19 protein-coding genes are annotated in these 23673 nt (G+C 45.8%); 11 read left to right on the forward strand and 8 right to left on the reverse strand.

Annotation, left to right across the window (positions count from 1 at the left end):
* The first annotated feature begins 595 nt into the window (after positions 1-595).
* From ppc to glmS, 7 genes are all read left to right on the forward strand, one after another.
* Complete coding sequence (gene ppc / locus CS562_RS25020; RefSeq protein ID WP_076291154.1) at positions 596-3388, forward strand: phosphoenolpyruvate carboxylase; 2793 nt, start codon at positions 596-598, stop codon at positions 3386-3388.
* Between the two features lie 255 nt (positions 3389-3643).
* On the forward strand, positions 3644-4210 hold the full coding sequence (gene sigW, locus CS562_RS25025; RefSeq protein ID WP_017692117.1) for an RNA polymerase sigma factor SigW: 567 nt from the start codon (positions 3644-3646) through the stop codon (positions 4208-4210).
* A gap of 135 nt (positions 4211-4345) precedes the next feature.
* Entirely contained in the window at positions 4346-4960 is a 615-nt protein-coding gene (locus CS562_RS25030; protein ID WP_062329949.1) for a zf-HC2 domain-containing protein, read from the forward strand.
* Between the two features lie 424 nt (positions 4961-5384).
* Positions 5385-6224 carry a diadenylate cyclase CdaA gene (gene cdaA, locus CS562_RS25035; RefSeq protein ID WP_063567044.1) on the forward strand — a complete coding sequence of 280 codons (840 nt, stop codon included), beginning with the start codon at positions 5385-5387 and terminating at the stop codon, positions 6222-6224.
* Entirely contained in the window at positions 6217-7698 is a 1482-nt protein-coding gene (locus CS562_RS25040; protein ID WP_175381723.1) for a CdaR family protein, read from the forward strand. Before cdaA ends, CS562_RS25040 begins: the two co-directional genes overlap by 8 nt.
* Before the next feature lie 73 nt (positions 7699-7771).
* Entirely contained in the window at positions 7772-9112 is a 1341-nt protein-coding gene (gene glmM / locus CS562_RS25045) for a phosphoglucosamine mutase (RefSeq protein WP_076291156.1), read from the forward strand.
* 742 nt (positions 9113-9854) lie between these two features.
* Complete coding sequence (gene glmS / locus CS562_RS25055) at positions 9855-11687, forward strand: glutamine--fructose-6-phosphate transaminase (isomerizing) (protein ID WP_076291158.1); 1833 nt, start codon at positions 9855-9857, stop codon at positions 11685-11687.
* A gap of 426 nt (positions 11688-12113) precedes the next feature.
* Here the strand turns inward: glmS and CS562_RS25060 are convergent, their stop codons facing one another.
* Positions 12114-12764, reverse strand: a complete 651-nt coding sequence (locus CS562_RS25060; protein WP_063567049.1) for a nitroreductase family protein — start codon at positions 12762-12764, stop codon at positions 12114-12116.
* 129 nt (positions 12765-12893) lie between these two features.
* Between CS562_RS25060 and CS562_RS25065 the strand changes: the two genes are divergently transcribed.
* Complete coding sequence (locus tag CS562_RS25065) at positions 12894-13259, forward strand: MerR family transcriptional regulator (RefSeq protein ID WP_180287215.1); 366 nt, start codon at positions 12894-12896, stop codon at positions 13257-13259.
* 43 nt (positions 13260-13302) lie between these two features.
* Here CS562_RS25065 and CS562_RS25070 read toward each other — a convergent pair whose 3' ends face one another.
* Both CS562_RS25070 and CS562_RS25075 read right to left on the reverse strand, forming a co-directional pair.
* Entirely contained in the window at positions 13303-13977 is a 675-nt protein-coding gene (locus CS562_RS25070) for a VOC family protein (protein ID WP_099858515.1), read from the reverse strand.
* 21 nt (positions 13978-13998) lie between these two features.
* Positions 13999-14880 (reverse strand): LysR family transcriptional regulator, encoded by an 882-nt coding sequence (locus tag CS562_RS25075; protein WP_099858516.1) that lies wholly within the window; start codon positions 14878-14880, stop codon positions 13999-14001.
* Positions 14881-15041: 161 nt separating this feature from the next.
* Between CS562_RS25075 and CS562_RS25080 the strand changes: the two genes are divergently transcribed.
* Positions 15042-16235, forward strand: a complete 1194-nt coding sequence (locus CS562_RS25080; protein ID WP_099858517.1) for an MFS transporter — start codon at positions 15042-15044, stop codon at positions 16233-16235.
* Between the two features lie 105 nt (positions 16236-16340).
* Here the strand turns inward: CS562_RS25080 and CS562_RS25085 are convergent, their stop codons facing one another.
* The gene (locus CS562_RS25085) at positions 16341-17345 is read right to left on the reverse strand and encodes a helix-turn-helix transcriptional regulator (protein ID WP_099858518.1); all 1005 of its coding nucleotides are present in this window, start codon (positions 17343-17345) and stop codon (positions 16341-16343) included.
* 88 nt (positions 17346-17433) lie between these two features.
* On the opposite strand from CS562_RS25085, the gene CS562_RS25090 reads away from it, so the two are divergent.
* Positions 17434-17877: a VOC family protein gene (locus CS562_RS25090; protein ID WP_064640672.1), complete on the forward strand. Its 444-nt coding sequence runs from the start codon at positions 17434-17436 to the stop codon at positions 17875-17877.
* Positions 17878-17967: 90 nt separating this feature from the next.
* Here CS562_RS25090 and CS562_RS25095 read toward each other — a convergent pair whose 3' ends face one another.
* From CS562_RS25095 to CS562_RS25110, 4 genes are all read right to left on the reverse strand, one after another.
* Complete coding sequence (locus tag CS562_RS25095; RefSeq protein ID WP_099858519.1) at positions 17968-18747, reverse strand: PHP domain-containing protein; 780 nt, start codon at positions 18745-18747, stop codon at positions 17968-17970.
* 64 nt (positions 18748-18811) lie between these two features.
* On the reverse strand, positions 18812-19639 hold the full coding sequence (locus tag CS562_RS25100) for an energy-coupling factor transporter transmembrane component T family protein (RefSeq protein WP_099858520.1): 828 nt from the start codon (positions 19637-19639) through the stop codon (positions 18812-18814).
* Positions 19614-21500, reverse strand: a complete 1887-nt coding sequence (locus CS562_RS25105; protein ID WP_083679064.1) for an ABC transporter ATP-binding protein — start codon at positions 21498-21500, stop codon at positions 19614-19616. The genes CS562_RS25100 and CS562_RS25105 overlap by 26 nt, the downstream gene beginning before the upstream one ends.
* The gene (locus tag CS562_RS25110; protein ID WP_076291167.1) at positions 21493-22380 is read right to left on the reverse strand and encodes a DUF8171 family membrane protein; all 888 of its coding nucleotides are present in this window, start codon (positions 22378-22380) and stop codon (positions 21493-21495) included. The genes CS562_RS25105 and CS562_RS25110 overlap by 8 nt, the downstream gene beginning before the upstream one ends.
* 204 nt (positions 22381-22584) lie before the next feature.
* Here CS562_RS25110 and CS562_RS25115 point away from each other — a divergent pair, with 204 nt between their 5' ends.
* Complete coding sequence (locus CS562_RS25115) at positions 22585-23418, forward strand: MurR/RpiR family transcriptional regulator (protein ID WP_099858521.1); 834 nt, start codon at positions 22585-22587, stop codon at positions 23416-23418.
* Positions 23419-23673 lie beyond the last annotated feature (255 nt).

Raw genomic sequence — 23673 nt, forward strand, 5'->3', positions numbered from 1 at the left:
TTCGATTCCCATCACCCGCTTCATGAATCATTGAAAAGTCTCTGTATATACAGGGACTTTTCTTTTATTTATAGAAACAACACCTCATTATAATACCAATCTTCCCTATATTCGTTTGATAAGTGAAAGAATAACTCAAACCCCTTTATTAAATTCTGCTATAAGAATCAAAAAATTATAAAAACACTCTTTAATTTATTGCGTCACTGTGATAAAGTATACAAAAGCTTGCTTTGCCGGTCATGTTTCTTTATGTTTCGTCTGGTTTGTAATAATGGAAATCATGCAGATACGAATCCATTCAGGTGCAACGAACATTCCAAGTCTAACTGTATATTTATGAAAAATTAAGAATAGGTATGAGTTATTCGAGTAATGAAAAGTACGTGAAAAAGGTATCATGCGACAGCATTTGACCATTAATCGAAGCAGAACAAGAAAATGAATAATAAAGCGTGTTTTTGTGCTGTAAATCAGGGTAAATCCCCATTTTTACTAGTAGAAAAATAAAGATTTTCGTACCATTTTATTGTATGATGTTATGAAGGTGTCAAATTTACGTGTACGAATGGAACGATCAGATGGGAGGATAAGCATGACTGAAACTATGGTAACCGCCAGCAAAAGCCAATCCAACAACCTGCTTCGGCGAGACGTGCGGTTCCTGGGCAATATACTCGGAGAAGTTCTTGTCCATCAAGGAGGCACGGAACTTCTAGATATCGTTGAGAAGATTCGGGAAACGAGCAAATCGTTGCGTGCAGAGTTCTTGCCAGAACTTTATGCAGAGTTCAAAACGATGATCCAGGAATTAGACTCAGAAAATCGCCATCAGGTGATTCGAGCTTTTGCGATTTATTTTCAATTAGTTAATATTGCTGAACAAAACCATCGGATCCGGCGTAAACGGGATTATGAACGTTCTGCAGGGGACGCTGTGCAGCCTGGATCGATTGAAAAAGCAGTACAAGATCTGAAGGAACGTGGACTGTCTCACACGGAAGTAGAGGATATTCTAGAAGATTTATCGCTGGAATTGGTGATGACAGCTCATCCAACCGAAGCCATGCGTCGGGTTATACTGGACATCCACAAACGGATATCCGAAGATGTCATGTCACTTGATAATCCTACGCTGACGTTGCGTGAACGTGAACAGTTGCGGGAGAAGTTGCTGAATGAAGTCATTACACTATGGCAGACTGATGAGCTTCGTGACCGTAAACCGACTGTGCTTGATGAAGTACGGAACGGAATGTATTACTTTCATGAAACGTTGTTCCATGTACTTCCGGATGTATACCAGGAGCTTGAACGCTGCCTGAATAAATTTTATCCTGACCATGACTGGCATGTGCCGACGTATTTGCGGTTCGGTTCCTGGATCGGTGGAGACCGGGATGGAAATCCTTCGGTAACTTCAGATGTAACATGGCAGACACTGTTGATGCAGCGTAAGCTCGCTTTACGTGAGTATCAACGGATTATGATTGAACTTATGGGACATCTCAGCTTCAGCACGAACATCATTCACGTATCGGATGAGCTGGTGCAGTCGATTGAGCAAGATCGTAGTTGTGTAACGTTGAAAAAAGTGGACATGTGGCGGAATGAAAAAGAGCCATATCGCATTAAATTGGCTTATATGATTGCCAAGCTGAACAATGTTCTGGATGAGAACAAAGTAGGACAGCCTGACCGCTATGACAGCGCTCAAGGACTGATGGATGATCTGATGATTATCGATCGCAGCCTGCGTCATCACTTTGCAGACTATGTAGCAGATACGACCATTCGTAAAATGATTCGTCAAGTGGAGTTGTTCGGATTCCATACAGCTGCATTGGATGTGCGTCAGCACAGCAAAGAGCATGAAAATGCGATGTCGGAGATTTTGGCCAAGATGAACATCGTAGAAGATTATGCTCGTTTGACGGAAGATGGCAAAATCGATTTGCTGGCTCGTTTGCTGGATGATCCTCGTCCGCTGACTTCCCCTTATCACCAATACACTGAGGGGACCAAAGAAACTCTGGATGTATTCCGTACGATCAAACGTGCTCAGAGTGAGTTTGGGGCCGGCTGTATCACAAGCTACCTGATTAGTATGACCCAAGGAGCAAGTGATCTGCTTGAGGTTATGGTATTTGCCAAAGAAGTAGGTTTGTTCCGCAAAGAGCATAACGGTGAAGTGGTATCTACGCTTCAAGCGGTTCCATTGTTTGAAACGATTGATGATCTTCATGCCGCTTCGGAAATTATGGAGAAGCTGTTCAATCTTCCGGTATATCGCGCAAGTGTGAGTGGACGGAATGAACTGCATGAAATCATGTTGGGTTACTCGGACAGCAACAAGGATGGCGGGGTTGTTACAGCCAACTGGGAGCTGCGCGTGGCGATGAATGCTATCACCGCTGTTGGGAATAAACACGGCGTTAAACTGAAGTTCTTCCATGGTAGAGGTGGAGCGCTTGGACGTGGGGGTATGCCTCTCAACCGTAGTATTCTTGCTCAACCACCACACACCATTGGTGGGGGCATCAAGATTACAGAGCAGGGTGAGGTTATCTCTTCCCGTTATTCCCTTCAGGGAATTGCATACCGCAGTCTTGAGCAGGCTACATCGGCTTTGATTACAGCTGCACTAAACGGTCTGGAGCCGCAGGAGTCGGACTCAGAGCGTCAGTGGGACAGCATCATCAAAGATATTTCTGAAGTATCCCTGACAAAATACCAGGATCTCATCTTCCGTGATCCAGACTTCTTTACTTTCTTCAAGGAATCGACACCGCTGCCTGAGGTTGGGGAACTGAATATTGGTTCACGTCCATCCAAACGGAAAAACAGCGACAAGTTCGAGGACCTGAGAGCGATCCCTTGGGTATTTGCCTGGACCCAAAGTCGTTATCTGCTTCCCGCATGGTATGCGGCAGGAACTGGACTTCAAAGTTACTATCAGGATAAAGAAGAAAATCTGGTTGTCCTGAAAGAAATGTATGAAAACTTCCCATTCTTCCGTACACTAATTGATACGGTGCAGATGGCTGTTGCCAAAGCAGATCTGGTTATTGCGAAGGAATACTCGGCCATGACTTCCAATGTGGAAGCACGTGATCGCATCTATGGTCAGATTGAATCTGAATTCAAACTTACCAAAGAGCTGATTCTGAAAATTACGGGAGAAGCTGAAATTTTGGATGATGTACCGGTGATTCAAGAGTCGATCCGACTTCGTAATCCATATGTCGATCCTTTGTCCTACATGCAGGTCCAACTTCTGAGTGAGCTCAGAGACATGCGTGAGCGTGGCGAGGATGACACAGAGTTGCTGCGTGAAGTGCTGCTTACAATTAACGGCATTGCTGCAGGACTTCGGAATACGGGCTGATCATTAACCTGCTTAACAATATATGAAGTGAATTTTCCAGCCATATAGATAGTAAAAGCTTAATTCTTTCCTCAGCTTGAGTGAGAGATGAAACGGGACTCCTTCGGGAGTTCCCGTTTTTACTGTTTTTGGCGGTTATTTTCCGGCACAGTCTTGATTTTTGACCAAAGTTGATTTACGATTTGATTGGTGAATTACAAGTGTGGACGGGTATCAGAAGGCGGAAGACCCATCAGCATGTCTGGGGGAATAAGGGTGGACAATTTGGAGAACAGGCTTGTTAAGCTGGTACTGAAGGGTGACCAGCGAGCCTTTGCAGAAATCGTTGAATTATACAAGGACAAGCTGTTTCATCTGGCATACCGGATGCTGAACAATCGTCATGAAGCTGAGGACGTTGTACAGGAGACGTTTTTACGTGTGTTTCGTAATATGGAGAAGTATGATCCGAACCAGAAGTTCTCAACCTGGATATATCGGATTGCAACCAATCTGTGTATTGACCGCTTACGGCGGAAGAAACCTTCTTATTCATTGGATGCAGAGCTGAATGATCAGGAAGGATCTGATGGTTATGCAATGCTTCCAAGCGATGATCGTACACCAGAGAGTGAAGCACTTTTGTCTGAAACACAGACACTAATCCGTGAAGCGATTGACAGTTTGCCGGCCAAGTATAAATCAGTCATGATTTTGAGATATTTACAGGACTTGTCGCTACAGGAAATCAGTGATGTGACAGGTATGCCCGTAACAACGATTAAGACTCGTGTTCATCGGGGCCGTGATTTTTTGCGTAAAAAACTGGAATACAAGTTGTAAATGTAAAACGTCTGTATTTTGGGCGAAATTATTTGAAACATATCCGAAACGGATGCGTATGTAATGTATGCAAGTCTTATGCGTGCTTTTTGGCAATGCAAGGACTAAGTGATCTAAGAAAGGATTGGCTCTCATATGGATTGCAACTCGGCCGTCTCTTTAATGCATGAATGTTTGGATGAGTCGTTGTCCCCGGCCCAGAAGGTTGAACTGAAAAGTCACCTTGTGACCTGTCCGGATTGTCGCATGCGCTTTAAAGAGTTGGAACAGACGGAAATGCTACTCTTTGCCATGAAACACTATTCACCGTCTGCCTCGGATGAGCTGACCAATCGAATTATGAATGCTCTGCCCCAGCCCAAGAGACAGCAAGTATGGCTCAAATGGGTCAAAGGACATCCCGCGCTGACGGCGGCAGCCTTCTTTTTGGTCGTGATGCTCTTTAGCGCCTGGAATTTCTGGAATCAGAATAACGAAATGGTCGTTAAGGGAAATAATTTGGACCAGATCGTGATTGAAGGAAACACGGTTATTGTTCCGGAGGGCAAGTCCATTGCTGGCGATCTTACGATAGAGAATGGAACTGCTCAGGTGTACGGTGATGTGAATGGCAATCTAACGGTCATCGACGGACAGTTGTATCAGGCTTCAACGGCACATATTTCCGGTCAGGTGAAAAGTATTGATCAGGCGCTGGACTGGTTCTGGTACAAAATAACCAATATGGTAAATGAAGTGGCTTATCGCTAAAACAGGGTAAATTCTTCAATGGTATATACCAAGCAGGGTACCTCCAGATTGCTGGGGTACTCTTTTTTTATCTGATAACTTTGTAATTTATGGGATTTGTGTTGTTTATGCGCAGTTTGTGACTCCCGTAACTTGCAACATGAACGTTAACGTTATAACCTAGATACTAAAGAGAACATACTACTACATATAGATAAGCTTTTTGCATAAATCCAAAGAGCGTCTTTCAATCAGCAAAATATAGATGGAAATGATTCTGTTCGTCTTTACGCTGGTTAGATCAGAGTGCTCGTTTCTGGCCAACTTTTGTACCTGAGAGTGAGTCTGAATGGATTATGCAAATGCGATAAAGGATTAATTAAATCCTAATGGGTTAATATGAGAGCAGGGTTTACTCATCAATGGGGATAGCGGGGGCTGGCTTATGAATTATTTTGCTGACTTAACGTGGAAAGAGTCCATTAAGGACGTTATCGATATATTGATCGTTACCTATATTATGTACAAATTGATTTTGCTTGTGCGGGGTACCCGTGCAGTTCAGTTGCTTAAAGGCATTCTGTTCCTTGTAGTGATCTGGGCACTAAGTACGTGGCTAAACCTTTATACGCTCAAATGGCTGATGAACCAGATGTTTACGTTTGGTGTCGTTGCGGTCTTTATTATCTTTCAACCGGAACTGCGCCGTGGTCTGGAGCAATTGGGTAGAGGTAAACTGTTTGGACGCTCGGCAGCAGCAAGTGATGAAGAATTAACGGTTTTAATTGGTGAGATTATTAAGTCCGTAAATTATTTGTCACGACGTAAAATTGGTGCATTGGTTGTATTTGAACGAGAAACAGGTCTGAACGATTACACGGAGTCCGGCATTCAGATGCAATCTCTGGTTAGCTCAGAGCTGATGATTAACATTTTTATTCCGAATACACCGCTCCATGATGGAGCCGTCATTATACAGGGCAAACAGATTTCGGCGGCAGCCTGTTATTTGCCTTTGTCCGAGAATCCGTTTATTAGCAAAGAGCTAGGAACGCGTCACCGTGCAGCAATTGGGATTACCGAGGTTGCAGATGCGATCTGTTTGGTTGTTTCGGAGGAGACGGGACAAGTGTCGCTTGCGATGAATGGACAGGTTGTTCGTGATATTAAGGAAGAATCATTGATTGCCAAACTGTACGAAGAACTGCGTCCAACATCCAATCTGACTAAAAAGAATGGTTGGACTACCTTCTGGAAACGGAAGGGGGGACGTAAAAATGGATAAATGGTTCAATAACAACAATTTTGCCAAGATTCTCGCTTTAGCGGTGAGTTTGTTGCTCTGGTTCATGATACATCTGGATGAAGTACCAACTACGCCAACGATCACGACAGGGACAACTAATAAGGTTGTGGAGCGTACTGTGCCTGTTCAGCCTTATGGACTCGACAGTAACTCCTATGTACTTACTTCATTAAGTACGGATGAGGTACGTCTGGAGATTAAAGGGCAGCGTTCGATGTTAACTTCGATTTTTACGAATGATGATTATAAGGTGCTAGTGGATCTTAGTCAGGTGAAAGATGGGTCCAATACGTTACCGCTAGTACCCGATCTGCCTTCCGGGGTTGAGGTAGTCAGCATGGAGCCTTCCATGGTTACGGTCAACGTGGAGAAATTGGGCACCAAATCCTTCAATGTGAATATTGTACCCGAAGGAGAACCATCCGCCGGATATAACGCTGGAACGCCCGTTGTTGAACCTTCAGGTCCAGTTAAGGTAACTCTGCCGGAAGGGCAGCTTGACGCCGTAGCGAAGGTTCAGGGCAGTGTGAGCGTGAAGGATGCGAAGGATGACGTAACGCAGAAAAAAGTGAAGCTTCAGGCATACGATGCCGAAGGCAAGGTCATTGAAAATGCGATTGTTACACCAGAAACCGTTGAAGTCCGTATTCCGGTCAGTCAGCCCTATACAACTGTGCCCTTAAGAATCAAATATTCGGGACAGCTGCCGGAGGGAATGGTGCTCTCCACGGTTGAACCAAGCGTGAAAGAAGTCTCGGTTTACGGAACAGAGGATGCGCTTGCGGGTATACAGTCCTACGACCAAGTAACCCTTGATCTTACACAGTTCAATGAGCCAGGAACGTCTACAGTTAACGTGGACTTGACGCCGCCTCCCGGTTTTGAGAAAATCGAGCCTAGTTCGATTCAGCTTAAGGTGACGGTATCGCCTTACGATGAGCTTCAGGAGACGACCAAAGTCTTTCCGAACGTGCCCATTACGCTTACTGACGCGGGGAGCGGGCTGGAAGGGACACTGGTGACTCCCAAAAGTGGCGGCTTGAATATTACGCTTAGAGGTTCTTCCACGATGCTTGAAGGTCTAAGTAGTGATGATATCAAGCTGACTGCGGATCTTGCTGGACTTGCGGTAGGCACGCATGAAATAAAGCTTGAGGCTGACTTGCCTCGTTTTGCCAAACTGGATGAATCATCAGTTGATCTGAGCGCTACCGTCAAAATTAGCGAAAAGGCTGATGATACGACGGTTGCTCCCGGCGAGGATCCGAATGATGAAGGAACGCTGGGGCCTGATCCTTCACCAGCCGAAGTCGAGAATGGAGATACCGAAACTGCTCCTGGAGAAGAAGAAACAGAATCGAATACGGACAATCAGGAGCAGAGCCAGCAGGGGAATACCAGTCGAGGTAACTCCAATAACAGCGGTAGCAGTAATAGTGGCTCCAATCCGTAAAGAAAATGTTCAGATCAGAATTTTAAAAATAACGTTTATGCTCTTATATGATGCGAATAGAAGGAGTTAGATCATGGGGAAATATTTTGGTACAGACGGCGTAAGAGGTGTTGCCAATAAAGAATTAACGGCGGAGCTGGCTTACAGCATCGGACGTTGTGGTGGTTATGTGCTTGCAGGCGGTGTGGAAAGACCGAAAGTGGTTATTGGTATGGATACCCGAATCTCGGGCCTTATGCTGGAATCCGCACTGGTTGCAGGTTTGCTGTCCATTGGCGCCGATGTAATTCGTCTGGGTGTTGTATCCACTCCTGGAGTGGCGTATATTGCTCGTCTGCTGAAAGCCGATGCAGGGGTAATGATCTCGGCTTCTCACAATCCGGTTGAGGATAATGGAATTAAATTTTTCGGGGGAGATGGCTTCAAGCTGTCCGATGAGACGGAGAACCGGATTGAAGAACTGATGGATGCAGAAACGGATCAATTGCCGCGCCCAGTAGGTGGTGGTTTGGGGACCGTTACTGTGGATGAAGAATCCCGTTATCGCTATTTGGACTACCTGAAAACAACGGTAAATGAATCGTTCTCAGGACTCAAAATTGTTCTGGACTGTGCTAACGGAGCAGCTTATGAACTGGCACCCAAGTTGTTCAGAGAACTTGGTGCAGAAGTCATTGCCATTGGCGCTGAGCCTAACGGCCTGAATATCAATGAGCAATGCGGATCAACTCATCCGGAGCATTTGAAACAAGAGGTGCTGAAACATAATGCGGATCTGGGCCTTGCTTTTGACGGGGATGCGGATCGTCTGATTGCTATTGATGAGACAGGAGCTGAGGTTGATGGTGACTTCATTCTGTGCATCTGTGGTGATGCGATGAATCGTGCAGGCAAGCTGAAAGACAGTACCGTGGTATCTACCGTAATGAGTAACATCGGATTCTACAAAGCAACGGAGAAACTGGCACTGAAAACAGCTAAGACTGCTGTGGGTGACCGTTATGTGATGGAAGAAATGCGCCGTGGGGGTTATAACCTGGGTGGAGAGCAATCCGGTCATGTTATTTTCTTGGATTACAACACAACAGGCGACGGCATGCTGACAGCGATTCAGCTTGTGGACACGATGAAGGCTTCCGGTAAAAAACTGAGTGAACTTAAGGCGCTGATGACCCAGTATCCACAAGTATTGGTGAACGTGCGTGTTGAAGATAAGAGTAAATACGAGGGCAATTCCGCGATTGAGCAAGCCATTGCTACAGTAGAGCAGCATCTGGGCGATAATGGACGTGTACTTGTTCGTGCGTCCGGGACCGAATCCCTGATCCGCGTTATGGCGGAAGGACCAGATAAAGATGAACTTGAACAATTCGTATCTCAAATTGCAGATGTTGTGCAAAAAGAACTGGTATAGGACCTGATCTATAGGCCTTCCAAACACGGTTGTTTCAAGGGAATCACTGTCTCATAAGGTTTAATCTAACAGGGTTTATGCCATACAAACCCATATTCCTACGTCCCGGCCTAGTGAGACCATGGGTCTGTTTATCCGGTCGGGATTGTGGGTAAATATGCCGAAATTGTCACAGGTACTTTGCTCCATTGCAAAATGAACCTGACGTGCATATAATGAGTGGAGTCGTCATTCAGACACAGAAAGTGAGGATCGTAAGGTACTAGTTACACAAGCGCCAGAGCTTGAAGTTGCGCGGGAAGGATTTTGATCAGTACTAATCTTGAAACAATAAAGATGTTACTGAGCAAGATCGACGGCAATCAAGCTGACGAGGTGGAGGTGTTCGGATTGTTCGGCGGGGACCTCCCGGTGATGCACCAGAGCCGTAAACCGGATTGCGGAAAATGGATGGGTGACTGTCCACACAACGCGCCGGTAGGTGCAAGATTCAACTAAAATTCAAATGAATGTGCGCGAAGAGCGTGAACAGTGCGCGGACGGGAAAATGATGTACATTCATGATTGCATCTAATAACAGCTTATGACTGCGGAGCGGCAAGAGGCTGCTCTGATCATTGATAATTGAATAATTGAAAGTTTTCATGATACGTTAGGCAATCATTTTCATTTTTTCGATATGCCGTGCCAGCCTGTTTCTCTTCGTGACACAGTATTCATATACAAACGGAGGAAATAAACTATGTGCGGTATTGTTGGATATATTGGTAATAAGAACACTCAATCGGTATTGGTCGAAGGCTTGAAGAAACTCGAGTATCGTGGTTATGATTCTGCAGGTATCGCGGTATTCACACCGGAAGGTCTGCAAATCACGAAAGCTCTTGGTCGTCTTGCGAACCTTGAAGCTAAGCTGGATGGTGCACCACTGGTAGGTAATGCCGGAATCGGACACACACGTTGGGCAACTCATGGTAAACCATCTGATGAGAACTCTCATCCACACACGGATGGAAGCCAGAAGTTCTCTGTTGTGCATAACGGTATTATTGAGAACTACCTGGATCTGAAGGACGAATTGATGGCTCAAGGTCACACGTTCACTTCCGAGACAGATACTGAAGTTATTTCTCACCTGATCGCACGTGAATACAATGGTGATATCGTTAAAACAGTGCAAAAAGTGATCACGTTGTTGCGTGGCGCATTCGCACTAGGTGTATTGACAGAGCATGAGCCTGAGAAACTCGTAGCTGTGCGTCAAGCAAGCCCATTGATTATTGGTATTGGTGAAGGCGAGAACTTCATTGGTTCCGACATCCCGGCAATTCTGGAACATACACGTAACGTGTACATTCTGAATGATGGTGAGATGGCTGTATTGACACATGATGCTGTCGAATTGATGACGATTGAAGGTAACTTTATTTCTCGGGAAATGATTCGTGTCGATTGGGATGCTGTAACCGCAGAAAAAGGCGGATTCGAGCACTTCATGCTGAAAGAAATTCATGAGCAACCAAAAGCATATCGTGATACAATGCTGGGTCGCATCGATAATGAAAGCAAAAAGGTTCAACTTCCTGAGTTGAAAATGACTGAAGAACAAATTAAAAATATCCGTAACGTTCAAATCATCGCTTGTGGTACAGCGTACCATGCAGGTCTGGTTGGACGTACAGTGATTGAGCAATTGGTACGTATTCCGGTTGAAACAGATGTTGCTTCAGAATACCGCTATCGTTCCCCGATCGTAAGCAAAGATACACTTGTGATCGTGGTGAGCCAATCTGGTGAAACGGCTGATACACTTGCTGCACTGCGTGAAGCACAGTCAAATGGTGCACATGTACTCGCCATCACTAACGTTGTAGGTAGCTCCATTGCACGTGATGCAGACGATGTGATTGCAACACTGGCAGGACCGGAAATTGCAGTAGCTTCCACCAAAGCGTACACTTCGCAATTGATCGCGTTCAACCTGCTGGGTCTGTACCTTGCACAAGTTCGTGGCACACAAACAGCAGAAGAGATTGCTCACACGCTGGCAGCAATGCAAGCATTGCCTGAGCAAGTTGAATCCATGCTGGAGCAAGCGGAAGCTATTAAAGGATATGCAGAACAAATCTCCAAACATGAACATCTCTTCTTCATCGGCCGCGGTCTGGACTATGCAGTAGCACAAGAAGGATCGTTGAAACTGAAAGAGATCTCTTATATTCACTCCGAAGCGTATGCTGCGGGTGAGTTGAAACATGGTACGCTCGCATTGATCGAGGACGGTATCCCTGTCATTGCTTTGGCAACGCAGGAGAACGTTCTGGAGAAAACTGTGAGCAACATCAAAGAAGTGAAAGCACGTGGCGCAGACGTACTGGCAATTACGTACGAAGAGCACGTAGCACCATTGCTGAAATCCGTTGACCAAGCGTTTGCGATTCCTAAGACGTTGCCACTGCTCAGCCCGGCTCTGTCCGTTGTAGCATTGCAATTACTGGCATACTACGCTTCCCTGGCACTAGGTCACGATGTGGATAAACCACGTAACCTGGCGAAAAGTGTAACGGTAGAGTAAGGGATTGTTAATTTCTTATATTATATAAGTTTATATTAAAAGGGTCCTGATGACAGTTGTCATTAGGACCCTTTTTTGTTATGAACCTTTCCATTATGAATCTAACGTTAAAATTCCTATGTCGAAATCAGTAGAGGGCACATTTATGAAATCCTTTGACTGAAGCAAAGTTTATAGGGTAAGCACTCTTGTTATAGGGGTCGAACAGAAATTTTATCTATTTCTCGAATGGAATTAATTAATTTTCATTGTTATATGAACATAAATCTTTAATCCAGAGATAATACATCTTAAAGACTCTCTGCACGATTAGTTTTAGTTTCTAATGGTAATACCCACGAGCAACAGGATAAATTGAAATGAGTTTAAAAAGGTGCTCATAATTAGAGTTTTCCATTTTCATGTTTGTTTTAGAATTTACTATGGTTACGCCCAAGTCGTAATCGTTTCAACTGGGAGACGATAGGAAGGGTAGCCATCTTTGGCTGCTTTACCTATGGAGATCAACATCACGGGCTGGAAACGCTCTTTATCTAGTCCGAAGGCTTCAGAGATCTGGTCTTTATCATAGCCGGCCATAGGGTTCGTATCATAGCCATGGGCACGGGCAACGAGCATGAGTTGCATGGATATGAGACCTGAGTCAATGAGATTAATATCACGTAGTTCGGATGCGTTTATGTTCGCATAATAAGGTTTTACCTGTTGCATTTGCATATCCATGATGTCTTGTGGCATGTATCCAAGTTCCACTGATTTATTGAAAATCTCTTCCATGTATTCAACGTTATTGGCATCGTAAAACACGGCAATGACAGCCGAGGACGTTAGTGCCTGTGTCTGGTTAAAAGAGGCTAGTGGTGCAAGCTTCTCTTTGCCTTCAGCACTGTCGATGACAAGAAAACGCCACGGTTGCATGTTAATCGCCGAAGGGGCACGTGAAGCTTTCGCCAGTATCTCTGTCATCTCCTGGCGGCTGATTTTGACTTCAGGGTCGTAGACCTTAACGGAATGGCGCTCCAAGACGATGGTATCAAAATCATTTGTTTTGTTGAATTGGCCGGTAATTGTATTCATATGGATATCTCTCCTCATATCTAATATTGGTGAGAGTGGGTTATGGGGTTACCTCAATCCGTCTCACTATGAGGATTGTAAACTATGAAGTATACTTTATAGCAAGAAAAAGAAACGAGGGCGATCCATATGAAAATTAGTGAAGTAGCCAAGAGTGTAAACCTTCCGATATCCACTATTCGTTATTATGAGAAGATAGGTATTATCACGGATGAACATATACTGAGAGATAAAAATAACTATCGGGTATATGCCCAGAGCATTATTCAGCATCTAGAAGTAGTTAAACAATGTTTAGCTGTTGGTTTTACGATCCATGAGATCCAATCTATGATCTCTAAACAGGGATTTTCAAGTAATGAACAAGCATGCGTTATCCAAGCGAAAATAACAGAAATTGAAGAGGCACAGAAAAAATTAGAGAATTCCAAACAAAATCTGTACGATATTCTTAAGGCGGATATCACTTGTGAGGATGGTTTTGGTAAGTATTGAGCCGCACGTCCCTCTTGAGCTTTTCATTCAGTACACTCTAACATCAAATCGAAACAATGGAATACAGACCATCCTGTATACGTAGCCTACCGGGTTGCCCCGTTGCAACCTTTACCTCTGTGGCAAATACCCCGGGCATACGTCCGTCTGGGAACCAGGGCATCTCTTTGTCGATGACAATAAACATACCTTCTGCGTCACCGATCGGGGCAAATTGTTTTCCGTCTCCGGCAAAGGGTTCAAGGTGATACTGTCCATTCATTTTGCTTATGGTATCGGGTACATCATCGACAGGCAGGCCGATCTCGCTAATGCATAGCAGATGCCTGGAATCAAAGGTTTCTTCGACTGCATTATCCAACGAATGGTGTGCGATGAACTCCATCAAATTCCCACTCGGGTCATAGAAATAGAAAGCAGTCGCATCCCAGTATGGGAAATAGAACTCATCTTTATCGTCCTTGGAAAGCAAAGGGATGTTTTGATCTTGAACCCATTTCTTGGCTTCAGCAAGTTGGTTTGTCGGAATCGTAAATGCCACATGATAGAAGGGCTTTTCCTGATCAGGAGCGTGCTGAAATGAAAGGACCGAATTTCCTGTGCGGAACGATACGGATGATGCACTCTCATCCAGTAGCTCCAACTCCAGTAACGTACCGTAAAACTGCTTCATGGCCTCCATTTGATGGGTGAACAAGTTAACCTCTTTTATTTGCATTCAATTCACTCCCCTCTGGACTTATCCTTGATTAAAATAATCAATGGTTTTCTCAATAAATGCTTTGGCAGATTGGGTCAGATAACGGTCGGACCGATGAATGATCTCAAAGTGACGGTAGGGGGCATCGTCCGTAATTCGGATGATGCGTAGTGTCGGTTCATTCATTGCCTTGATCAGTGGATAGGGCAGCACTGTTCCGCCAACGTTAGCTTTGACCAGACTAATAATGGAGGTCGCCGAACTTGTCTCCATGATTGTATTTAAGGTAAAGCCATATTTGCGGCAATAGCCATCAACCAGTTCTCTGCCTGTGAATCCTTCCGGAAACATTACGGTCTGAATATCGCGCAATTCCTTAATTCCAATCTCATTTCGTTCAGCCCAAGCGTGGTTCTCCGAAACGACGAGTACATATTCTTCGCTGCACAAAGGAATGCGGACAAGACGATCATCAGAAATCGAAGTGAGCTCGATGCCGATGTCGACTTCGTTATCCAACACTTGATTCAGTACATAAATCGAAGAAACAACCTTTAATTTCACCTTGGGAAAATGGGCATGAAAATTAACGAGTAATGGAGTAAGACGGTAGTCCAAATCGGAGGGTAGGACACCAATCACCAGCTTGCCTCGCTGATCATTGCGGAATTCAGCTAATGCATCTTGGGTATTCTGTAAATGCCGAACCATTTGTACACAGTGCTCTAGAAATAGCGTTCCCGCCTGCGTCATCACAATCTTTTTGCCTACCCGGTCGAACAAGGGAACGCCCAACTCATCCTCCAACGCTCGAATCTGTTGACTCAAGGTAGGTTGAGAAATGCCGATTTTATCTGCTGCACGTGTAAAATGGAGTTCCTCACAAACGACGATAAAGTTCTCCATTTGGCGAATTTCCATATGCTTCTCCTCATATCATTGGTTTTTATAATCATTTTAATAGAAACTATTGTATTGTTCAATCATTGTAATACTTCTATACTAGTCTTGCACCACAAAAAGATCTACAGCCTGGATCATTAGTGAATGCAGCTATATAACAATACATGAGGTGATCCATAGTGAAACTATTTTATATCGTTCTGGCGCTTATTCTGGCTTCATTGAATTTGCGACCACCCATTACATCCATTTCACCACTAATGAGTACCATACAAAGTGATCTAGGTATTAGCGGAATTACTGCAAGTCTGTTAACTACGCTTCCCGTATTATGTATGGGTATATTCGCTCCATTTTCCGTAAAGCTGAGCAGGAGGTGGGGGAATGAGGGCGCGATTGTTTTGGCATTAATCCTTATTGGAATGGGTACGGCATTGCGGTTGTTTGTGGGTGCAACGCCTCTGATGATGTTTACTTCATTTCTATCCGGTGTAGGGATTGCATTGGCAGGTCCGTTGTTGTCCAGCTTTATCAAGCAGTACTTCCCTACGCGAGTTGCTGCCATGGTGGGGCTTTACTCTACAGCAATGGTCGTGGGGGCCAGCTTTAGTGTTGGATTATCGGTTCCCTTTCAAAATATCCTGGGAGGGTCGTGGAGGGGATCGTTAGCGATTTGGGCATTGATCGCCGTCATTGCTTTGCCCGTCTGGATGAGATTAGCCTTGGTAGCACGAAAAGATCGACAATCGGGGCAGATTTCTACTGTGAACGTTGAAGCTCTTCCAGTGAAAAATAGTCGAGCATGGGTGCTGACGTTGTTCTTTGGACTGATGGCAGCGATCTTCTATTCATTGACTGCATGGCTTGCGCCTGCGATCCAGAGCCAGGGATATACGAAAGAGACTGCCGGAAGCATCCAAACGTTATTTACGTTAATTTCATTGCCGTCTACGTTATTCATTCCAATGCTCGTTCACCGTTACCAAAGACGTGTGTTCTGGCTTGTTGGATGTGCGTTAATGGAGTTGATAGGCGTCTTAATGCTGAACCTGTCCGTCAGTCCTTGGTTGGCTGCGATCCCACTCGGCATTGGTGCCGGGGGACTGTTTCCGATCGCGCTGATGCTGCCCATTGATGAGACGAATAACGCTCAGGAAGCAAGCGCCTGGTCAGCCATGACTCAATCGGGCGGTTACATTCTGGGCGCGCTCGGTCCACTGGCGCTCGGTTGGCTCCATGATACCACGGGCAGCTTTGTTCAAGCGTTCTATGGTCTGGCTATAATCATCGTGCTGCAAATCATAGTTCAGTTGGCGATAGGCAATAAAAAAAGCTCTCCAGCAGTTCATGATAAATCAGAGTCCAGAGTTTGACGAAAAAAGATGGATATCGATGTGCAAAGAGGTCTCTGGAGGTATCATCTTCATGCTGGTTCCTGTTGCGGGCACACATTTCAAGTGGTTAGTTGTTGGCGGTAGTTAAATGTGGTCGAGCAAATCCAGATAGTGCTGTCGTAAGGATTCCTTTAGGTGATCTGGCTCCAAGATTTTAATGGACTTGCCGAAGCTTGCGAGATAGCGAATGATGAACTCAAGCTCATGGTCTTCATACGACCCGACTAAATAGGCGTATCCAGTTTGTCCAGTATCAGTTCCAGATTCGTTAATAATCCGCATGGATGGAAACTGTTCTTGCTGGAACAGCTCAATCCCGGCTTCATTGATCAGACATTTAAATGGGATAGCGCTCTCTGATGGTTTCCATAACGAGTGGGTATCCTGTAGATTGAGTTCATTAATATGTGGTATAGGTTCGATGTCTGTCACCTCAGACGAGGTGATTCGGTCACATCTGAACACACGGTAGGCCTGTTTATCAAGATCATACGCCTGGCAATACCAGTAGCCTTTCATGGCATAGAGGGCGATGGGCTGAATGGTGCGTATGCTGGGCTTAGTTTTAACGGGATTTGAGCTGTTATCTGGGTTAATACTACTGCTGCGAATATGTTGATACGTAATCTGTATCACTATATTCTGAACAGCGGCCATTAATAGAAATTCCAAATGCTCACTATCCCGGATTTGCTCGGTGTGTCGAAAAGAGACCCGATGCTGGATTTGTTCAATATCCTGTCTCTGGTTTTCGGATAGGGCACTTAGAAACTTCTCGTGAATGGAACGAAAAGAGATCTGAAAGGGCAGGTTGGTAAAGCTGCGTAATGCCTGCATCGCAAAGTAGAGAGCATGAAGCTCACTCGTATTAAACGAAATGGGGGGCAGCTGCATCTGCTGAAGCAAACGATACCCGCCATAACGTCCATATTCGACATAAAAGGGAGCACCGATTTCCTCCAATGACGCGATGTCTCGTAATGCAGTTCTCTTGGATATCTGAAACTCCTGCATGAGATCTTGCAGGGTGAAGTGTTGTTTTTGATTGATAAAGCGCAGCATCTGGTTCATGCGTTCTGATTTTTTCATAAAAAAACCTCTCAATGGTGCCATGGATTGGCACCTTTATTCGTTATAGTAAACAGTGTAATCCAATCAAACGAAGGAGGCAATACAGATGAATTTTGAAGTGATCCCGTTTCTGTCGATGAATGGTGATGCTGCGGCAGCCATTGCTTTTTATGAGAAGTACCTGGGGGCTAATGTGTTATTCAAGAAAAATTACAAAGAAATGAAGGAAATGAATCCAGGGTTTGAGTATCCTGAAGGGCAGGATGAATATATTACACATTCGGTACTCCAGATCGGGGTAAACAAATTGATGATTGCTGAGGAAGAAATGGATACGGGTCGACCGTGGCAGCTGGGAAACAGCACGTCATTATGCATTCAATCGAAAGATAAAAGTACGATGACAGAGCTGTATAATTCGCTGGTACAACATGAGCAGGTTAAGGTGCTGGTGCCTTATGAACAAAACGAGTTTAGTCCGGGGTATGGAATTGTCCGTGATCCGTTCGGAATTGTCATTCAGCTCTGTGTGACGGTGCATGATTTTTAATAACAGTAAAAATGAATCCGTCATGAGCCTGAAGGATAAATATCCTTTGGGCTCATTTTGAATTCTTTAGAAGTTGTGGTTTTCTACTCCCTAAACTTTCTGCAAACGGGTAGCGTCCAGCTTGGCAAGACGTTTCATCACTTTCTTCAGCATAACGGAGGCTTTGACACGTAGAGGAAGATCGTTGGATATTTCGATGCTGTATGAACCGGCGAGAATCTGCTCTTTGAGCTCGGCAACCGATGCACATGGACGAACCAGCACATTGAATACACTACCGTATTGCAGACACTGGTGGGTATCGCTTCCGGCAGTGACGGGTTTACCGAGGGACTGGGCGAATGGTTCAACCTGCCCGCGGCACGTCTCGATGCCGTATTGGTACATATCCTTGGCGTTCAGATCAAAAGCATCCAAACGTCCCAACAAATCACGGTCCAACTGATACAGCGGGGTGGACTCGCGGAAAGGGTGTGCGCCAATTTTGAGCAAAGGCCAGGCTTCGGCCATATCCAGCAACTCGGCAAAAGGAATGAATGAGCCCTTGGCTGTATATGGTTCCAGGCCGCTGCGGACGGCAAGGATATGTTCTTTTTGGCCCACCAGCAAAATATGTCCTGTCTCCTGAATATCCACTTCCATGCCGGGAAAAATGCGCAGTCCATCTGCCTCGTAGTACTCTCCGTTGTATGGATAGAGACGATCCAGCGTCTCATAGACTTCGTAGAAGTTACGGGTGTTAAAATGTTCAGTGAGTGCGAGGGCTTCGAGCCCGCTGGCCTTGGCTTCGTTGACCATTTCGGTGAAGTAATCAACCGAGAAATCAGAGTTTTTGGATAATTTTCCGTGAGTATGAAGATCAATGCGCATAGAAGACACTCCTTTATTCCATGAATGGTTAATGGTATGAATAGTTACAGTATTTTATTTTGAATTATAGAATCTTGTAATACCCGCCGACCCAAAACAGCAGTGCAACATAGATTGCCGATCCGGCGAGAAATCCGAGGTCACGTGAGGTGATTTTCAGATGGGCGAGCTTCAGGCGTTTGGATTCGGGATGCTTCATCCCGTACGAAAAACCGCGTGTCTCCAGTGCTTCCACCGTTGTGCGGGAACGTTTGGCGGTAGCCAGCATTAGCGGGAAGAAAGACACAATGAACAGCTTCATATAGTAGACAACGAGTCGCCAGTAGAGCCATCCGTGCCGGGAGGGAACCTGACCCCGCAGTCTGTAGGACAGCATGATGTTGCGGAATTCACCGAACAGCACCGGCAATATGCGATAAGCATAAGAGAGGCTGAAAGAGAACGTAGCAGGCATGCCTAGCGCAAGCAACCCATCACCAATCCGTTCTGGGTCCATGCCGGAAAAGACGGTGATACTCGCTAGCGAGACGATGGACAGCTTCAAGGTGAGCAGCAGCAGGGGGAATGCAGATTCCAGATTGCCGCCGAAGAACAGTGAGATGATAAACATCCACCCGACCTGGCCGATTAATCCTAGGCAAAGAATGATAATGATAAAAGGAGCGGCTCTGGACAGTATGGTGGTCGTCACCATCAATAGAAACATGCCGAGCAGTACAGTCCCGTTATGAACAAACCAGGGAACGATGGCAAAAAAGAGATACCAGATCAGCATGGCACGGGGATCAATCCGCGACAGGCTGGCATGTCCGCTGCCATATACAGTATTCATCAGCTCAAGCTGAATGCGTTCAATGGATATTTTGTCAAACCAGTTGCGGACAAGCTGCATGATGCATATCCTCCTTGGTGAGTGATTGATTCAACAGGCTATCAACAAAAGCCTCGGTTGTTGATGAAAGTGTAGGCAGTCCCATACGGTGGGAGAGCTCCATGATCTGTGTAAGCGCAAGTCCGGAGCGGCGCAGAAGGGATTCATCTGCAAACACGTCGGCAGGTGTGCCGTCTGCTTCCACCTGACCATTGTGAAGCACGATAACGCGACTTGCCCACTGGGTAACCAACTGCATGTCATGCGTGGCAATGACGGTTGTTCGCACATGCTGATCCAGCTCATCCAGCACACCTATCAGTTCCTCGCGAGTGGCAAGGTCCAGATTAGCGGTAGGCTCATCCAGCAGCATAAGTGAAGGCTTCATGGCTGCACCGATCGCAAGTGTGACACGCCGCTGTTGTCCACCACTGAGAAGCCGGGCATCCCGCTCTTTCAGCGGAGTAAGCCGGAAACGCTCCAATACATGTGCAATTTGCTGGTCAGCATCCGGGATGCGACGGTTCTTCAGGAAATACGCGACTTCTTTGCGGACACTGTCCTCGATAAACATTTCGGAAGAGTTCTGAAAAATATAGGCGACTTTCCCCGCCAGCTGCTCCAAAGAGGAACGGTGCGTAACTTCGCCCAGAACACTGACACTGCCTTCCTGAGGTAGGCTAATGCCAGCCATCATCTTCAGTAAGGAGGATTTGCCGGCACCATTATTGCCAATCAAGGCAATCCGTTCTCCTTCATGGAGTGAAATATTAACACCACGAATGACTTCATGTTCTTTTTTGCCTAGTCCTCTGTAACGTAGTCGGGTTTGATGAAACTGAACGATAGGAATCAACGGTTCAGCAGTAGAAGCAATCGTTAGGCGCTCGGAATTCACCATCTGATTGGGAACGTCGTGTGCCAAGTTTGAATAGGATGAAGGTTCATTTTGCAAAGAACCGAATGGCATGGATGGGTAGTGCTCGGCAAAATAAACCTTTGCTTCTTCCACAGTAATTGGGAAGCGTTGTCCTGAACTTGAGGGGGCCGCATTTGTTCTTTCTCCCTGCGATAATTCCGCAGCCTGAACAGCTGCCCGTGTCACCTCAGGAGGCTGAATGCCAAGCCGCTCCAGATCGGTAATGCGATTCAAACCTTCCTTGACGGGAAGATTCCACAAGACTCTGCCTTTGTCCATCAGTACCACATCCGCGCAAAAGTTGGCGATAAATTCAGTATGGTGTTCGATGACGATAATCGTCTTGCCATATTCCGTATTCAATTTCGAAAGGCACTCATAGATAAGTCTTGCATGCTGCGGGTCAAGCTGTGAGACAGGTTCATCCACGATCAGGATATCCGGGTCGAGCGACAGAGCTCCGGCCAGAGCGAGCAGATGTTTCTGCCCACCACTCAATTCCCAGATGTATCGGTTATGAATGGCATCCAGACCACACATGGCAAGTGCGCGTTCACCGAGCTCCCGATAGTTGGGCAGTCCGTAATTGAGTGGTGCAAAGCAAGCCTCGTCCAAGACGGTGGGTCGTACGAGCTGGTTGTCGAAATCCTGATAGACGTAACCAATCTTTCTGGACAGGTCTGCAACACTTCGGCCTTCGGCAGGCATGCCGAGTACATGAACTTCACCGGAGAAGTCCCCTGTGTAGAATTGAGGAATAAGGCCATTAAACAACTTGCAGAGGGTGGATTTGCCGCAACCGTTGCTCCCGATAATGGCTGTAAAACTACCTCGTGGGAGTTCGAGCGAAGCTCCATTCAGTACAGGCTCTTCCGAGCCAGGATACGTAAAGATGACATTTTGAATGGAAATGGCAGAATCCGATGCGGGAACAGAAGCTGATGTGGACATTTCATTATGCATAAGGGCGATTCTCCGAACCGGGTACCGTTTTATTTTTGCTCCGTTTAGCGCGCATGATCAGTAATGTCACCACGGCAACCAATGCAGCAGCTCCGATACTAATCCATATTGAAGCCGAACCATATTGATCTGCATAGTCCGTCTCCCAAACAGCGAAGTTGATATCCATTTCGGATAGAGATTCCGCACCAAAGGCAAGTGCAAGCAGCAGCACACCAATCAGGATCAGTTTCGGACGGAAGAAGCCGATACCTTCATATTTCATCCCTGGATTACGAGGTTTGATGCCGAGCAGTGGTTCAATTTTGCCATAGAGCAGGGGGACGAGATACAGCGTAGGCAGCAAAGCGAACAGGATGCCTGAGAACAGTACGTCATTCAGAAAGCCAACCCCTTCGATCAGCACAACACTTTCCGCAAGTCCAGGGACGGCATCCAGCTGCTCTACACCAATCCACACTTTACCGATATCCACCAGTGAACTGAGGAACTGATGAATGATGACACCTGTCATGGCTGCAATTCCGACCTGTCTGCGATTGCGAGGATCACTGACCATACGTCCTGCGACATACATGGCAAAGGCAAAGGTAATGAATTTCTCCAGCTCGCCCAGTCCGCCAAATTGCCCCAGCATCAGCTCACCGAAGATCACTTCGCCAAGAGCCGCACCAAGTGCAGCTATCATGGGGTGGAACAAAATGCAAAGTGTCAGCGGAATGAAGGCAAAGTACTCAACAGACAATTCAATCGGTCCAAGCTGGAGCTTGGGAATAAGCTCTGTGAACATGTTGGACAAGCCGTACAGTGACATGGAAAGCACAAACACCATCATTTTCTGTGAAGACGTCAGCGTATAACGCTCAGTCATCTTCTTCATCGTTACATACCTCCCTGAAAGTTGGTGATCATCATAGCCACAGTCTAGGGGCAGAGTATTAACGGGAGAGAAGACATTTGTAAATCAAATGTAATTTTTATTACACAATCTGAAATTAATGAAAAAAATATTACATACATAACCCACTTCTTATTCTCTCAACTGATATACTGAGTGCAGAGCGAGAAAAGGAGTGCATACGGAATGAATTTGTTTACTCATAAAGAACAGCTATCGCCAGGCCATCTGAAAATTGCTGATTTTGTTGAGCGGAATCCGGAAGAGATTCTGTTCATGACGGAACAGGAGATTGCCGACAGGCTGGGGGTCAGTATTGCGACCGTATCCCGTTTCTGGCGGGCGGTTGGATATGATAATGCCAAAGCGTTCAAAATCCGGCTTCGTACATCCGAAGACACTACACCTGCCCTCAAATTAAATAAAACCATATCCCGCATGGATACAGACAGCCTTCCTGTTCAGTTACTGGAGGCCTCTGTCAGCCATTTGCAGGAGACGTTGTCTCATATGAAGCAGGGGGATCTGGAGCACGCAGCATCCATCCTTGCTGAAGCACGAAGAGTATACGTATATGCTCCAGGGCCCTCCGCTGGTTTAGCGGAATTATTGTCCTTTCGGCTATCCCGATTCGGATTGACGGTCATCCATCTCGCCGGAGGTGGTCATGAATTATTGGAATCACTGATGCACATGCAGCGGGAGGATGTTGTGCTGCTGATGTGTTTTACAAGACTCTTGCCTGAAGCAGAAGTCATTCTGGATTATGCCAGAGACACAGACAGCAAAGCCGTACTTGTAACAGATCGGGAAGACTTGTTATATGGATTGGCGACGGAGTTATCTTTTTATGTCAGCAGAGGGGAACTTGGCGAATTTCATTCCATGGTTACTCCGCTCCTGTTAATGGAGCAGCTGGTGCTGGCGGTGGGATTGAAGCAGAAGGAGCAGGCGCTGTCCAAGCTGGAACGGCTGGCTGATCTGCGGAGTCGGTACGGCGACAAATTGCCGCGAGGTTGATGGATGAAAATAGTAGCGTAATACACAGTGATGACTACAGATAACATCAAAGGTATGGAAGGTTATACCATAATTAGGGGCGGTTAAACCGTCCCTTTTTGTGTTAGCATTTGTTTATGAAATATAATGTTTAGACAGTTAGTTTATTGGGTATAAAAAGGCAAACCGTAACCGAATTGTTATAAATTGATTTGGGAGTGATCCAATTGACTGCAATTGGAGTATACAATAATAGAGTCGTCTCTATTCAGTTGA

This window comes from Paenibacillus sp. LK1, from assembly GCF_002750415.1.
GTDB lineage: Bacteria > Bacillota > Bacilli > Paenibacillales > Paenibacillaceae > Paenibacillus > Paenibacillus taichungensis.